Source organism: Methylosinus sp. shoA, from assembly GCF_059718125.1.
In genome coordinates this window covers 1943036-1957283 of record NZ_AP046091.1, presented here as the reverse complement: position 1 = coordinate 1957283, position 14248 = coordinate 1943036, and the positions used below count along the sequence as shown (strand labels likewise).

16 protein-coding genes are annotated in these 14248 nt (G+C 66.7%); 5 read left to right on the top strand and 11 right to left on the bottom strand.

What is annotated here, in order from left to right:
- Positions 1 to 38: 38 nt before the first annotated feature.
- Both AC6IW9_RS08800 and AC6IW9_RS08795 read right to left on the bottom strand, forming a co-directional pair.
- Positions 39 to 422, bottom strand: a complete 384-nt coding sequence (locus AC6IW9_RS08800; RefSeq protein ID WP_497771555.1) for a cell division protein ZapA — start codon at positions 420 to 422, stop codon at positions 39 to 41.
- A 10-nt stretch (positions 423 to 432) separates the two neighbouring features.
- Positions 433 to 723 (bottom strand): DUF4164 family protein, encoded by a 291-nt coding sequence (locus tag AC6IW9_RS08795; RefSeq protein WP_497771552.1) that lies wholly within the window; start codon positions 721 to 723, stop codon positions 433 to 435.
- A gap of 268 nt (positions 724 to 991) precedes the next feature.
- Between AC6IW9_RS08795 and gap the strand changes: the two genes are divergently transcribed.
- Positions 992 to 1999 (top strand): type I glyceraldehyde-3-phosphate dehydrogenase, encoded by a 1008-nt coding sequence (gene gap / locus AC6IW9_RS08790; RefSeq protein WP_497771550.1) that lies wholly within the window; start codon positions 992 to 994, stop codon positions 1997 to 1999.
- A gap of 24 nt (positions 2000 to 2023) precedes the next feature.
- On the top strand, positions 2024 to 3214 hold the full coding sequence (locus AC6IW9_RS08785; protein ID WP_497771547.1) for a phosphoglycerate kinase: 1191 nt from the start codon (positions 2024 to 2026) through the stop codon (positions 3212 to 3214).
- Positions 3215 to 3259: 45 nt separating this feature from the next.
- Here AC6IW9_RS08785 and arfB read toward each other — a convergent pair whose 3' ends face one another.
- On the bottom strand, positions 3260 to 3679 hold the full coding sequence (arfB, locus tag AC6IW9_RS08780) for an alternative ribosome rescue aminoacyl-tRNA hydrolase ArfB (RefSeq protein ID WP_497771544.1): 420 nt from the start codon (positions 3677 to 3679) through the stop codon (positions 3260 to 3262).
- A complete protein-coding gene (locus AC6IW9_RS08775; protein ID WP_497771542.1) occupies positions 3676 to 4509 on the bottom strand; it encodes an SOS response-associated peptidase in 834 nt (277 codons plus the stop codon). Before AC6IW9_RS08775 ends, arfB begins: the two co-directional genes overlap by 4 nt.
- Before the next feature lie 12 nt (positions 4510 to 4521).
- Between AC6IW9_RS08775 and AC6IW9_RS08770 the strand changes: the two genes are divergently transcribed.
- Entirely contained in the window at positions 4522 to 5007 is a 486-nt protein-coding gene (locus tag AC6IW9_RS08770) for a hypothetical protein (RefSeq protein WP_497771539.1), read from the top strand.
- 35 nt (positions 5008 to 5042) lie between these two features.
- Here AC6IW9_RS08770 and AC6IW9_RS08765 read toward each other — a convergent pair whose 3' ends face one another.
- Both AC6IW9_RS08765 and AC6IW9_RS08760 read right to left on the bottom strand, forming a co-directional pair.
- Positions 5043 to 5807: an enoyl-CoA hydratase-related protein gene (locus AC6IW9_RS08765; protein WP_497771536.1), complete on the bottom strand. Its 765-nt coding sequence runs from the start codon at positions 5805 to 5807 to the stop codon at positions 5043 to 5045.
- Between the two features lie 43 nt (positions 5808 to 5850).
- On the bottom strand, positions 5851 to 7623 hold the full coding sequence (locus tag AC6IW9_RS08760; protein ID WP_497771534.1) for an acyl-CoA dehydrogenase family protein: 1773 nt from the start codon (positions 7621 to 7623) through the stop codon (positions 5851 to 5853).
- Positions 7624 to 7789: 166 nt separating this feature from the next.
- On the opposite strand from AC6IW9_RS08760, the gene AC6IW9_RS08755 reads away from it, so the two are divergent.
- Both AC6IW9_RS08755 and AC6IW9_RS08750 read left to right on the top strand, forming a co-directional pair.
- Complete coding sequence (locus tag AC6IW9_RS08755; RefSeq protein WP_497771531.1) at positions 7790 to 8068, top strand: TonB-dependent receptor plug domain-containing protein; 279 nt, start codon at positions 7790 to 7792, stop codon at positions 8066 to 8068.
- 126 nt (positions 8069 to 8194) lie between these two features.
- Positions 8195 to 8536 carry a hypothetical protein gene (locus AC6IW9_RS08750; RefSeq protein ID WP_497771528.1) on the top strand — a complete coding sequence of 114 codons (342 nt, stop codon included), beginning with the start codon at positions 8195 to 8197 and terminating at the stop codon, positions 8534 to 8536.
- Between the two features lie 41 nt (positions 8537 to 8577).
- Here AC6IW9_RS08750 and AC6IW9_RS08745 read toward each other — a convergent pair whose 3' ends face one another.
- The 5 genes from AC6IW9_RS08745 to AC6IW9_RS08725 form a co-directional block, all read right to left on the bottom strand.
- On the bottom strand, positions 8578 to 9597 hold the full coding sequence (locus AC6IW9_RS08745) for a sensor histidine kinase (protein WP_497771525.1): 1020 nt from the start codon (positions 9595 to 9597) through the stop codon (positions 8578 to 8580).
- Positions 9598 to 9629: 32 nt separating this feature from the next.
- Positions 9630 to 11204: a sensor histidine kinase gene (locus AC6IW9_RS08740; RefSeq protein WP_497771522.1), complete on the bottom strand. Its 1575-nt coding sequence runs from the start codon at positions 11202 to 11204 to the stop codon at positions 9630 to 9632.
- A 147-nt stretch (positions 11205 to 11351) separates the two neighbouring features.
- Entirely contained in the window at positions 11352 to 11996 is a 645-nt protein-coding gene (locus AC6IW9_RS08735; RefSeq protein WP_497771518.1) for a sterol desaturase family protein, read from the bottom strand.
- A gap of 6 nt (positions 11997 to 12002) precedes the next feature.
- Positions 12003 to 12998 carry a fatty acid desaturase gene (locus AC6IW9_RS08730; RefSeq protein ID WP_497771515.1) on the bottom strand — a complete coding sequence of 332 codons (996 nt, stop codon included), beginning with the start codon at positions 12996 to 12998 and terminating at the stop codon, positions 12003 to 12005.
- On the bottom strand, positions 12995 to 14182 hold the full coding sequence (locus tag AC6IW9_RS08725; RefSeq protein WP_497771510.1) for a GNAT family protein: 1188 nt from the start codon (positions 14180 to 14182) through the stop codon (positions 12995 to 12997). Before AC6IW9_RS08725 ends, AC6IW9_RS08730 begins: the two co-directional genes overlap by 4 nt.
- Between the last annotated feature and the right edge of the window lie 66 nt (positions 14183 to 14248).

Here is a 14248-nt window from a genome sequence, read left to right as displayed (position 1 = left end):
AGCGCCCTTTTCTTCAACGGACGGCTTTCCGCCGCTCGTCACGAGAGGATCGGTCCCGGCTCGCCGCCGGGGCGAAGCTCCCCGGCGAGCCGCTCGACGCGCGCGGCGGCGTCCTCGAGCGCGCCCGCGACCTTCTCCTGCAGCGCGGCTTCCGCCTCGCGCAACTCCACTTCGCGGCGCTGCGCGGCGGCGAGCTCGGCCTCCGTCGCCTGCAGGCGCCCGGCCGCGCTATCTGCTTCATCCGCGAGAGTGAGCGCGGCCATCACGATGATGCGCTGCTCGCCGATATCGCCGAACCCTCCCTTCAGCGCCACGATCTTGGCTTCGACTCGCTTCGCCAGTTCGTGCAGGCGCTCCTCCTCGCCGTCCTCGCAGCCCATGCGATAGGTGCGGCCGGCGATCGTCACCACGACATGCGCCATCGCTCGTCTCCTAATCCTCGGCCGGGCCGTCGTCGCCGAGCACGGCGCGAATGCCGAGGGTCGTGCGGTCGAGACGCGTCAGCACTTCGTCACGCGCCTTCTCGAGCGCGCTCTTGTGCGCGAGCGCCGCGTCGAGCTCGAGCGCCAGCCGGCTGCGGTCGTCCTGCATCACGGCGAGCTCCTCTTCGAGGTCGGCGTGCGACAGCTCCGCCTCGAGGCGGCGCGAGACCGTCGTCTCGAGCTCGTCGAGCGCGGCCGAGAGCCGCCGCAGCGCATCATCGAGTCGTTTGGAGCCCGTCATATGGAAACCGCGCCGGAAACGATTACATGGTCGCCGGCGGGCCGGCCGCGGGCGAGTCGACGCCGACGTACTAGCACGAATCGCGCAAATCCCAACCCGCGCGGCCGCCGCGCCCGAGGCGGGACGCCGCGTTGACAGGGGCGCCCGAACTGTTATCACGCCGACGGGAAATTGCGCATGTCGCCGCCTCGAGCGCCTGTTCGGCGGCAGATCCGGCAAGGGAGCGCCGCGCTCCGGCGCTCTGAAATCGAGTCGAGGAGGAACGACTATGGCCGTGAGGGTGGCGATCAACGGATTCGGGCGCATCGGCCGCAACATCCTGCGCTATATCGTCGAGACCGGCCGCACGGATCTCGAGGTCGTGACGATCAACGACCTCGGCCCGGTCGAGACCAACGCCCATCTGCTGCGCTATGATTCGGTGCACGGCCGCTTTCCGCGCGAGGTGAAGGTCGAGGGCGATATGATCGACGTGGGGCTCGGTCCGATCAAAGCGACTGCGATCAAGAATCCCGCCGAGCTGCCCTATCGCGATCTCGGCGTCGACATCGCGCTCGAATGCACCGGCCTCTTCACCGCGCGCGACAAGGCGAAGGCGCTGCTCGACGCCGGCGCGAAGCGCGTGCTCGTCTCCGCCCCCTCGGACGGCGCCGACATCACCGTCGTCTATGGCGTCAACGAGGACAAGATCACCAAAGAGCATCTCGTCGTCTCCAACGCCTCCTGCACGACCAATTGCCTCGCTCCCGTCGCCAAAGTGCTGCACGAGGCGATCGGGATCGAGAAGGGCTTCATGACGACGATCCACTCCTACACGGGCGACCAGCCGACGCTGGACACGTTCCACAAGGACCTCTACCGCGCCCGCGCCGCGGCGCTGTCGATGATTCCGACATCGACCGGCGCGGCCAAGGCGGTGGGCCTGGTGCTGCCGGAGCTGAAGGGCAAGCTCGACGGCGCGGCGATCCGCGTGCCGACGCCCAATGTCTCGGCGGTCGACCTCAAATTCGTCGCCAAGAAGACGACGAGCAAGGAGGAGGTCAACGCCGCCGTGATCGCCGCCGCGGAGGGGCCGCTGAAGGATATTCTCGGCTATACCGACGACAAGAACGTCTCGATCGACTTCAACCACGATCCGCGTTCCTCGACCTTCCATCTCGATCAGACCAAGGTCATCGATGGAACGCTGGTGCGCATTCTCTCGTGGTACGACAATGAATGGGGTTTCTCGGGCCGCATGACGGATGTCGCCGCGACGATCGCGAAAACGCTCTGACCTTTTCCAGCTGAAAGTCTCCTCATGACCTTCAACACGCTCGATTCCGCCGATCTGAAAGGCAAGCGCGTCCTCCTGCGCGTGGACTTCAACGTGCCGATGGAGAACGGCGTCGTCACCGACAGGACGCGCATCCAGCGCGTCCTGCCGACGATCGAGGAGATTTCGGCCAAGGGCGGCAAGGTGATTCTGCTCGCCCATCTCGGCCGGCCGAAGGGCGAGCGCAAGGAGGACGAATCGCTCCGCCCGGTGGCGACGGCCCTCGCCGAGACGATCAGACGCCCGGTGGCCTTCGCCGAGGATTGCGTCGGCGAGCCGGCGCGCGAGGCGATCGCCAGAATGGCGGACGGCGATATTCTGCTGCTCGAGAACACGCGCTTCCACAAGGGCGAGGAGAAGAACGACCCGGCCTTCGTCGCCGAAGTGGCGAAGCTCGGCGACCTTTATGTCAACGAGGCCTTCTCCGCCGCCCATCGCGCCCATGCGACGACCGAGGGCCTCGCCCATGTGCTGCCCGCCTATGCCGGCCGCACCATGCAGGCCGAGCTGCAGGCGCTGGGTCAGGCGCTCGAGCATCCCGAGCATCCGGTGATGGCGGTGGTCGGCGGCGCCAAGATCTCCACCAAGCTCGAGCTGCTCGGCAATCTGATCCGCAAGGTCGACGCGCTGGTCATCGGCGGCGGCATGGCCAACACTTTCCTCGCCGCGCAGGGCAAGGCGATCGGCAAGTCTCTGTGCGAGCACGATCTGCTCGACAAGGCGCGTGTCATTCTCGCCGAGGCGAAGGACGCCGGTTGCGAAATCGTTCTGCCGGCCGACGCCACGGTCGCGCAGAAATTCGAGGCGCATGCGCCGGCGCATATCGTCTCGGTCGATCATATCGGGGAAAACGACATGATCCTCGATCTCGGGCCGAAATCCGTCGCCCACATCGAGAGCCTTTTGGAGAAGACCAAGACGCTCGTCTGGAACGGCCCCCTCGGCGCCTTCGAGCTTCCCCCTTTCGACGAGGGCACCAACGCCGTCGCGCAGGCGGCGGCGCGGCTCACCTGCGAGGGCAGGCTGCTCTCGGTCGCCGGCGGCGGCGACACGGTCGCTGCGCTGAACCAGGCCCATGCGGCGCAAGAGTTCACCTATCTCTCGACCGCCGGCGGCGCCTTTCTCGAATGGCTGGAAGGCAAGGAACTGCCCGGCGTCGCCGCGCTGCGCAAATAGGTGAAGCGGGCGCGCCTCGAGCAGGCTCGCTGTCGGCGCTGGCCGTCACTCCTCCACCTTGCCGCGCAGCGACTTGACGCCGGCGCGCAGCTTCTTGCCCTCGAGGCGGCGCAGCTTGGAGGCGTAGGTGGGCTTCGTCTCGCGGCGGGGCGGGGGCGGCGGCGCGGCGGCCGCGAAGATCAGCGCCAGCAGCCGCTCTCGCGCATCGGCGCGGTTGCGCTCCTGTGTACGGTGGCGCTGGGCGGTGATGACGATCACGCCGTCCTTCGTCAGCCTCTTGCCGGCGAGCTTTTCGAGCCGCGCGCGCATCGGCGGCGGCAAGCTCGGCGAATGGCGCGCGTCGAAGCGCAGCTGCACGGCCGTCTCGACTTTCTGCACATTCTGCCCGCCGGCGCCGGAAGAGCGCAGGAACGTTTCCTCCAACTCGCTCTCGTCGATGGAGAGAAAGGGCGTGACGCGGATCACAGCAGCCTGCTCCTGTGCGGCGCCTGAATCGACGGCCCGTCGTTTTCGGCCTTGTTCACATCGGGTCCGATCTCGAAGAACTCCAATGCATCGTCGGGCGCGGGCGCGAGCAGCCGCCAGGCGTCTTCGGCGCCGCGCTCGTCCTCGCAATTCAACCATAAGTCGAAGTCTCGGCTTTCGAGCAGCGCCGGCATGCGCTCGTGAATCGCGACGGTCGCGCCATTGGCGGATGTCGTCAGAATGCAGGCGGTGTCGATCTCACTGCCGTCCGCGGAGCTCCAAGTCTCGTAGAGGCCGGCGAGCGCCAGCGGCGCGCCGTCGGCTCGGCGAAAGAGAAAAGGCGCGCCGGCGCGGGACGACCGGCCGCGGCCCGGCTCGCGTCGCCATTCGTAATAGGCGTCGGCGATGAACAAGCAACGCCGCCGCCTCATCGCCGCGCGAAAACTCGGCTTCTCCGGCGCGCTCTCGGCGCGGGCGTTGAACAGCAACGGAAACTCGCGCGGATCTTTGACGAAACCTGGAAGGAAGCCCCAGCGCACGAGCCGGAATCGTCGCGAAAAACCGCCGGCGCCCGAGCGCTCCAGCCGGACGATGGGAACGGGCTGCGTCGGCGCGATATTGTAGCGCGGCGGAAAATTCGGCTCGTCGACATAGCCGAAGTAATCCCGCGCGGCCTCCGCCGGCAGAGTGATCGCATAACGCCCGCACATCGCCGTCGCTCGTCTCCCGGCCTCGGCGGAAGCCGAGGAAAAGACGAATGTTCTCCCACTCGTCACGTAGCCTTGGAAATAGATTGTTATCAATTGGGGGGGATAGTGGTCCAGCCACATCGAGACTCCATAATGACCGCTGACGTGCAATTTGCCGCTATCGATCAATTCGCACGCGACCGTTCGGCGCCGGCCGCCAAGCCGCTGGTCAATCCGGTGTCCGGACTGGCCAATGATTATCTCAATCTGTTCAACGAGCTGGTGATGATGCTGGAGCAGCTGCCGCAAATGCCGGAGCTGATCGACGATCTCCTGGCCTGGCGTCCGGTGAGCTACCGGGAATATTTCGAGAAATCGCAATTGACCGGCCGCCATGGCGCCCTCGCCGCCTATGAGCGGCTCGACCCGACGTTCCGCAAACGATTCGAGGCCTATGTGGCGGAGCTCGACACGATCGCCGTCGCCAGCGTCGCAGCGGTTCGGCTGCATTATCGCAACGGCGCGCCGCAGGATCTCGGCCGCGTCGCCGGCACATGCGCGCGCGCCGGCGAAAAGATGCGCGCCATTCTCGTCCGCTGCTCGCGGCTCGTGAACTACGGCAATTACGGCGACGAATAGCCGCCGGAGTCGAATCGGCCGACCGACGCCGATCGTCAGTCGCCGCCGCCCGGCGGATGCTGGGCGAAGAAGGCTTCGAGACGCGCGCGGAATTCGCGGGTCGTCAGCGCGGCGGCGAACAGGGCCCCTTCCTCCTCGAGGCGCTGCGCGACCGCAGCCGTATCGCCGCGCAGCAGCCGGCGGGTCGCGGCCAGCGCGGCGCGCGGCTTCTCGGCGAGGCGACGCGCCGCCTCGAGCGCCATGGATTCGACCTCTTCGCCCGCGCCCAGGCGATTGACGAGGCCGAGCCGCAGGGCCTCCTCGCCGTCGAAGGCGTCGCAGAGCAGCATGAACTCGCTCGCCTTGGCGAGGCCGATACGATGCGGCAGCAGCAGAGTCGAGCCGGCCTCGGGCAGCACGCCGAGCTCGACGAAAGGCAATCTGAAACGCGCTCCACGCGCGGCGTAGACGAGATCGCAATGCAGCAGCATCGTCACGCCGACGCCGACCGCGTCGCCCGTGACCGCCGCGACGATCGGCGTATGCAGCCCGGCGAGCGTGCGCACGAAGCGCAGCGCCGGGAACTCCTTCATATTGTCGAACGGCTTGCGGAAATCCTCGAGGTCGTTGCCGGCGGTGAATATCCCGCCCGCCCCGCTCACGACGACGGCCCGCGTATCGTCGTCCGCGTCCGCTTGGGCGAGAAGAGCGATCAGGCGCTCGTACATCGCCTTGTTCAGCGCGTTCTTCTTGCTCGGCCGGTCGATGACGATCCGCATGACGTGACCGTCGCGCAGCGCGACGATTTCGGCGCCTTGCATCCGCTTTCCTTTCGTTCCGACGGCGCGCCGCCGCCCGTCTCCGTTATCGGCGTCCGGCGAGCAGCGGAAGAGCGGCGGCGACCGAATCGCCGCCGGCGACGACCGCCCGCTCCAATCCCTCCGCGCCCACGGCGAGATTGTCGCCGAAGAAGCGCGCCAGCACGATTTTCTCCTCCGCGGCGGCGTCTCCGGCGCGATGCGCGGCGAGCGCGTCCGCGCCGAGCAGAGTGACGCCGCGCGCGAGGCCGAACAGCTTCAGATAGGGCGTCGCCGCCGCGAGCTCCTCGACGCCGCGCGGCTCGCCGATCGAGAACAGAAAGTCGGTCGCGCGCTCGAAGGCGTCGACCGCCGCCGCGGCGCGTTCTCCGATATGGACGAAAACCACGTCGGCCGACGCGAGCGCGTCGATATCGGCGCGCATGTCGTCGATCTCGCGCCGCACCGCCGCGCCGTCCGAGAGGCGCAGCTTGCGCGTGACGAGATCGATCGCCTGAATGCCATTGGTTCCCTCGTAGATCGGCGTGATGCGCGCGTCGCGCAGCAACTGCGCCGCGCCGGTCTCCTCGATGAAGCCCATGCCGCCATGGACCTGAATGCCGAGCGAGGCCGCCTCGACGCCGATGTCGGTGGAATAGGCCTTGGCGAGCGGCGTCAACAGGCCGGCGCGCTCCTCCGCTTCGCGCGCGGCCTCGCCGTCGAGCCGTCGCGCGCGGTCGAGCGAGGCGGCGGTGAGAAAGCAGATCGCGCGCGACGCCGCGGTCTGCGCCTTCATCGTCAGCAGCATGCGCGCGACATCGGGATGGGCGACGATCGGCGACGGATCGGGGCCGCCGGGCGCGCGGCCCTGCAGCCGCTCGCGCGCATAGGCGAGCGCGGCCTGCGTCGCCCTTTCGGCGAGGGCGACGCCCTGCAGGCCGACCGAGAGCCGCGCATTGTTCATCATGGTGAACATGCAGGCGAGGCCGGCGTTCTCCTCGCCGACGAGAAAGGCGCGCGCGCCGCCCTGCTCGCCATAGGCCATGGTGCAGGTCGGCGCGGCGTGGATGCCGAGCTTGCGCTCGACGCCGGCGCAGCGCACATCGTTGCGCTCGCCGGGATTTCCATCGGCGTCGGGCAGGAATTTCGGCGCGAGGAACAGCGAGATCCCGCGCGTGCCGGCGGGCGCGTCGGGCAGGCGCGCGAGCACGAAATGCACGATGTTTTCGGCGAGATCGTGCTCGCCATAGGTGATGAAGATCTTCTGGCCGAACAGCCGATAGGAGCCGTCGCCGGCGCGCTCGGCGCGGGCGCGCAGCCGCGCGAGATCGGAGCCCGCCTGCGGCTCGGTCAGATTCATCGTCGCCGTCCATTCTCCGGATATCATCTTCGGCAGATAGGCGGCCTTCAGCTCTTCGCTCGCATGCGCCTCCATCGCCTCGATCGCGCCCTGGCCGAGCAGCGGGCAGAGCGCGAAGGAGATATCGGCGGCGTTCCAGATTTCCGTGCAGGCCGCGGCGAGCAGCAGCGGCAGGCCCATGCCGCCATGGGCGGGGCCGGCGGCGAGCGCGTTCCAGCCGCCCTCGACCCATTGGCGATAGGCGTCGCGCCAGCCGGGGGGCGTCGCCACCTCGCCGCCCACGAAGCGCAGCCCTTCGCGATCGCCGACGGAATCGAGCGGCAGCAGGACGCCCTCGGCGAATTTCGCCGCCTCCTCCAGCGTCGCGCGCACGGTCTGCTCGTCGCAATCGGCGTAGAGCCCGCTCGCCGCGAAGGTGGTTTCTCCGGCCGCCCGGCGCATGGCGAAGAAAAGGTCGTCGAGCGGGGCGCGATAGGCCATCGGAGTCTCCCGGCGAATCTCTCGGAAGTTTAGCGCAGTCTCCGGCGGGCGCCAGCGACCGCTCGCACAACCCTTCGCTCACGGATCGAAAGATCATGCGCAAGAGACGATTATATCGTATCGTGGCGCGTTCCGAGCTCTTGTCGCAGATGAGGAGGGTCTCGTTATGCCGATTTCACGCATTATCGCCGCGAGCGTCGCGCTCGCATTCGCGTCGACCGCAGCGCTCGCCGAATCGGCGGCCAAGAACCGGCGCGCGACAAAGCCGCCGGCCGAGGACGGCTATTACGTGCGATATGTCACCGGGCCGGCCGGCCAGAAGCGCGACGTGATGGATATTCCCGGAAGCGTCACCGTGGTCTCGCGCAAGATGATGGACGACGTGCAGGCGACCACGCTCGGCGACGCGCTCCGCTTCGCGCCCGGCGTCACCGTCGGCCGCTGACGCGGGCGGCGGCGGATGGTTAAAGAAAGTTTGACGCGGCGTCGGGAATTGTCTTCTTTCGGAGCCCGGAAAATAAACGGGCATGCTCGATCTTGGGCGTCTCGATCACCCGAGCGGGACCTGCCCATGCCTTTTTCTCCTTCCGGCTTCGTCGCCGCATCGTCCTGTGCGCCGCTCGACGCGTCCTTGCAGCGGATATCGTTGTCGCCGAAGGTCGAGCGCGCATCGAACGGCGCCGGCCTCGCGTCGCAGGATTTGCGCGCGCAAACCATGGGCTCGGCGAGCGGAGCGACGACGGGTTCCGCCGCCGACGAGGCGTGGGATCGCATCGACGCGCTGCTCGGCCGGCTGCGGCAGCTCACACTCGGCGGCGCCGAGACCGCCGCCTCGTCCGCCACGACGATCTCGCAGGCGATCTCCGCCTATTCCGAGCATTCGGACCGCCGTCCGTCCGTGGAGCGGCCGTAAGCAAAGGAGCAGTCGAGGCGCCGATCGCCTCTCGCGTCGCATCACGCCGGCGTCGGAAAGCGCAGCTCGCATCGCGTTCCCATCGGCGCGGCGCTGATCGTGAGCGCGCCGCCCAGCTGCTGCGCGAGCGAGCGCACGAGCTTCTGTCCGAAGCCGGTTCCTTTCGGCGGCGCGTCCGGGCCGAAGCCGACGCCGTCGTCCTCCACCAGCAGCGCGATCTCGCTCCTCTCCTCGGCCAAGCGAATTTTCACCGTCCCGGGACGATCGTCCGGAAAGGCGTATTTCAGCGCATTGGTGACGAGCTCGTTGACGATCAGCGCGGTGGCGCGCGCGACATCGAGAGGAAAAGCGCAATTCGCCACGTCGGTTCTGAGCGCGACGGGATGCAGGCCCACGAGCGACAGCCTCAGATCGCCGCAGAGATCCTCGATCAGCGGCTTCATCCGAACGGTCTTCGCCTCGCAGCTCTGCAGAAGCGAGTGGACCCGGCCGACGACGGCGACGCGGCCCGCGGCCGCGAGCAAGGACGCTCTGCCGGTTTCGCCGTCGAGCGCACGCGCCTCGATCTGAAGCATCGACGAGAGGAATTGCAGATCGTTCTTGGTCCGATGCGCCATGTCCTGAAGGAGCAGATCCTTCAACTCGCCGCCTTTCGCCGCCTGCGTGAGACCCTCTCGGACGGCGGTCGACTCGTCTTCGAGCTGGTCGAGAGCGCGTTGGAGCTCCCCCACGACCAGGACGATCAGCAGTCCCGTGACGATGAACACCAGCAGCGCGAGCGCATGGGCGGGATCGGCGACCGCAAATCCCTCCGGCTCGAAAAAAATATAGGCTGCGAGGGCGGCGTCGAGCGCGACCGACCACGCTCCTGCGCTTCCGCCGAACAGCACGGCGCTGAGCAGGATCGGCGGAACCATCACGACGAGATGACCGGGAGGCAGATCGTTTCTCAGAAGATATTGCGCGGCGCATCCCAGCAGCGCGAGGCCGGACGCTCCGGCATAGCGTCCAAAGCGCGGCCAAGTCCTGCTTCTCGCGGCCAGGAGGAGAAGCTCGTGCATGATTTCCTCCTGCCCCGGCCGCGTCTCTCGGATCATTCCGCCTCCACCGGCATCGCCAGCTCGAAGGTCGCGCCCTGCTGCGGTTGCGAGCAGGCCGTCAGCGTCCAGCCGTGACGATCCGCGATGGTCTTGCAGATCGCGAGGCCGATGCCCGTGCCGGGATATTGCGCCTTGCTGTGCAGCCGCTTGAACGGTTCGAAAATCGCCTGCGCATATTTCGCCTCGAAGCCGACGCCTTCGTCCGACACGGAAAGCCGCAGCATGCCGTCTGCGACATGGGAGGAGATGGCGATGCGCGGCGTCTCGCCCGGACGTCGGAACTTGATCGCATTGCTGACGAGATTGTGCATGAGCCGCGCGAATTGCGGCGGGTCGACCGAGAATTCCACATTCGGCACGTCGAGATGGATATCCGCTTTCGATTCCTCGATCAGCTCGGACAGGTCCGTCAGCGCCGACTGGATCTCGACGCGCAGGTCGCGCCGCTGCAGCTTCAGCGGTGCGTCGGTCAGCCGCGAATAGACGAGCAGATCGTCGACGAGCTCGCGCGCGCGCAGCGCCGAGCGGCGCATCACCTCGCCCGCATGGGCCACATCCGAGTAATCCGCCGCGCCGACGGCGGCGTCCAGCATTTGCGAAAAGGCGACGATCTTGCGCAGCGGCTCCTGCAGATCATGCGAGGCGACATAGGCGAAACGCGCGAGGCGCTCATTGGCGCGCTCGAGCTCGACGATGCGCTGCTCCAGCGCCTTCTCGGCGTCGCGCCGCGCCGCCTCCTCGCGCTTGCGCTCGGTGACGTCCTGGGCGTAGCCGTACCAGACGATGGCGCCGTCCGCCTGGCGCACCGGCCGCGCCTGCGTCTCGAGCCAGATGCGGCCTTTTCCCGGATGGTCGTAGCGGAACTCCTCGCGCAGGAGCGTCATATGCGCGGCCGAGGCGGCGAAGCTCGCGCGCATGCGATCCGCGTCCTCGGGATGGACGCGGCGCAGCATGGGCGCGGCGTCGCCCTCGATCTCTTCGGGCGTGACGCCGAAAATGGTCCGCACATTCTCGGCGAGATAGGGGCAGGAGCCCCAGCCGGCGGCGTCCAGGCGGAAGGAGAAGACGACGCCGGGCGCCGCCAGAGCCACATTGCCGAACTGCTCGACCAGCATCGCATTCTGCACGGCGAGCCGCTCCATCGTGTGGCGCGTCTCGAGATTGTCGACATGAGTCAATGTTCGCTGGAACGCCTCGCCGACGATGATGATGGCGCTGTTCGTCGCGAGGAAGGTCAGCAGGGCCAGCGTGTCCTGCAGACCCGCCATCGAAGCGAACCAGAATTGCGCCGCGAGGGCGCCGAGCAGCAGCGCCACCGAGCCGGACACGGCGCCGCCGGCGAAAGAGGCGGCGAGAACCGGCAGATAAAAGGCGACATAGACGTGGCTGCCGGCGTCGCCGCCGATGAGCAGCCGCCACAGCACGCCGGCGAGCGCCGCGACGCCGCCGATGGCGATGCGCCGGGACGGTGGCGAGCGATACCATTTCGCGAGCTGGGCCGCGACTGCGGAGGCGAACGCGCGAAGGCGGCCTCTTCCCTCTCTCAGGAGCTTCGGAGGCGCCGCCACGGAACTCTCCGAATTTTCGACATGCGACATGCGAACGGCCCGACTCCGGCGCTGAGACGCCGGCATGCGTTTCTTTCCCGGCTCATTTATGACCGCGGCGCAGATTATTGTAGAGCGCGGATTTGACGCGGGAACGCGCGCCCGCGCTCACAGAGCGCGCGATCCCGGCGTCTGGCTCTTCTCATAGGCCGTGCCGAAGACATAGTCCCACCAGATGGCGTGAACGCCGAAGCCGCGCTCCGGATCGCGGAAATGGTGCAGCATGTGCAGGCGGCGCACGAAATAGCCGAGCTTGGACCTGGGCTGGCCATGATGCGTCCAATAGTGCACGCAATCATAGAGCACATAGCCGGCGATGAAGCCGGCGAGCATCGGCCAGGCGAAGGCGCCGCCGACGAGCAGCCGGATCAGCGTCAGCGCGATCAGCATGATCGGAGCCGAGAGCAGGGGCGGCATGACCAGCCGAAGCGGATCGCTCGGATAGATGTGATGCACGCCGTGGATGAGGAACTGGAAGCGCGGCCCGAGCCCGAAGGGGAGCGGGAACACCGTGTGGAACAGGAAGCGATGGCCGAAATATTCGGTGAGCGTCCAGGCCACATAGCCGATGAGAAAAGCGAAGAGAATCTCGCCCGCGCCCGCATAGCCGCTCGCATAGGCGAGAAGCCACAGGATGATCGGGCCATAGACGAGCGGCGGCGTCAGGTGATGGACGCGCGAGAACTTGTCCAGAATGTCGCTCTCGAAGAGGCGCGGAGAGGCGGCGAGCGCATCGTTTTCGGTCGCTGTCATGGGTCCTTATTCCGCAGGGGCGGGAATGGCCTGCGCGGCGCTCGCGCGCTCCACATTCTCGGAGCGCGTCTCGAGCGAATAACGCGGGTCGAACACGAAAGTGACGAGCAGCGCCACCCAAGAGCGATGGCAGGCGAGCGGCTCGTAGAACTCCGGCGCCATCTTCGTCAGCTCGGGCAGGCGGCGCCATGGGATCTCGTGAAAATCATGGTGCTCGTTGTGATAGCCGATGTTGAGCGCGAGCTTGTTGAGCGGGCCGTAATAGTCGAACGTGCCCTGGTTGGGACCGAAGGCGAAATGCTCCTGCACCCAGCGCGCGCTCAAGGGGTGCAGCCCGCCGACCGAGAACCAGAAGGAGAGGATGAGATAGAGCAGCGCATTGGGGCCGAAGGCCCACAGCACGAAAGCGTCGAAGAGCGCGATGACGACGGCGTTCACATAGGTCCAGAAGCCCATGATCGGCACCGTGCCCTTGAGCCGCGACAGGCGGGCGAGCTGCACGGCCGGGAAGAAGAACAGCCACAGCGCCTTGCGCCATGTGCTGTTTCCGACCCACTCCACCTCCCACCGGCTCGGAATGTCGGCGTCGTAATCATAGGCCGAAAGATGCGAATGGTGCTTGATGTGATAGCAGCGAAAGCCCATCGCGGTCGGAAAGGCGTTGGGCAGATCGGCGAGCAGCGCCGTGAGCTTGTTGCGTAGCGGGCTCTCGAACACGCAATTGTGGATCGCGTCGTGGATCACGACGAAGTTTGCGTGATTGGCGAAGGCGCCGACGCAAATGGCGAGCAGCAGGGCGAGCGGCCAATAGGAGAGGCCGAGCCAACCGAGAATAGCGGCGATGAGCGTTTGTCCGGCGAAGATCGCGGCGGTGATCTTGAAGGTGATGTCGTCCTTGCCGAACAGCGTCTTCACCTCGGGATGCGCCTCGAGGATCATGCGGCGGCGCTCGACATGTGAGCGGTCGGCGGCGGACGTCGCAGAAATGGAGATGACATTCATGGCGTCGCCTCTTCCGTGACAGGCGAAGAAATCATTGTCGCGCCCGAGAGGCGCTTTTCATAGATGCGATGAATCTTGTCGATCTTGCCGCCGAACATTTCGATCGGCTTGCGCATGCCCATATTGTCCTCGAGCACCCAGCCGGCCTCGAATTGGACGATCTCGGCGTTGCGTCCGCGCTGGCGCATCTCCTCGATCATCGACAGGAGGATCGCGCCGCCCGTCGCGCTGTTCTGCAACGCCTTGCGCGTGCCGAGGAACACGAGTCGCGCCGTGCGGAACTTGTGATTGCGGAATCGCGAGACGAGGCGCGGCAGATTGAAGGGCAGCAGACTTCCTTCGAAATCGGCGGTGATCTCGTGGAGATTGGGGAGGGTGATCGCGAAGGATTGCGGGACGCCGTCGAGCTCGACGACGATGCCGAATTCCGGCGGCATGATGTATTTCAGCACATCCGCCGAGGAATCGAGCTCGTCCTTGCCGAGCGGGACGAAGCCCCAATTGTCGCGCCAGCCGTCGTTGAACAGCTCCGCCATCAGCGCGGTCTCGCCCTTCTTCAGCTGCTCGAGGTTCAGCTGCCTCACTTTCAGCCGATTGCGCCATTCGCGCCGCTCGGCGATGCGCAGATTATTGCTGAAATCATGCTCGGCGGTGATGTAGCGATAGGAGATGAGATCGCGCGCTTTCACATAGCCGAGCGCCTCGACATGGCGCGAGAGATAGGGCGGATGCCAGGGCATGAAGATCATCGGCGTCGCGTCGAATCCCTCGACCAGCATGCCGCATTCGGCGTTGATCGACGGCGAGAACGGGCCGCTGATGCGCTCGGCCCCGCGCGCGCCGAGCCAAGCTTCCGCCGCCTCGGTCAGCGCGCGGACCACCTCCGGATCATCGATCGCGTCGAGCGAGCCCCATTGCGCGCGGGAGGCGCCGACCGGCTCGACCGGCGGCTTGTAGATCTGCGCGGCGATGCGGCCGACCCATCGGCCGTCTTTGCGCGCCAAGAACTCCTGCGCCTCGACCAGCTTGAAATGCGGATTGAGCTTGTGGCCGTAGACGGTCCAGCGCTCCGCGTCGAGCGAGGGCGCGAAACCCTTCTCGCCCTTATAAACGAGACGCGGCAGCTTGCAGAAGGTCAGAAACCTCGCGAGGCTATCGACGGGAAGGATTTCGATGCCGGCCATTGCGAACACCTATCGGTCTCTCGGGACGAGCGGAAGCGGGCATAACGACGCGGGAGAGAGCGAATA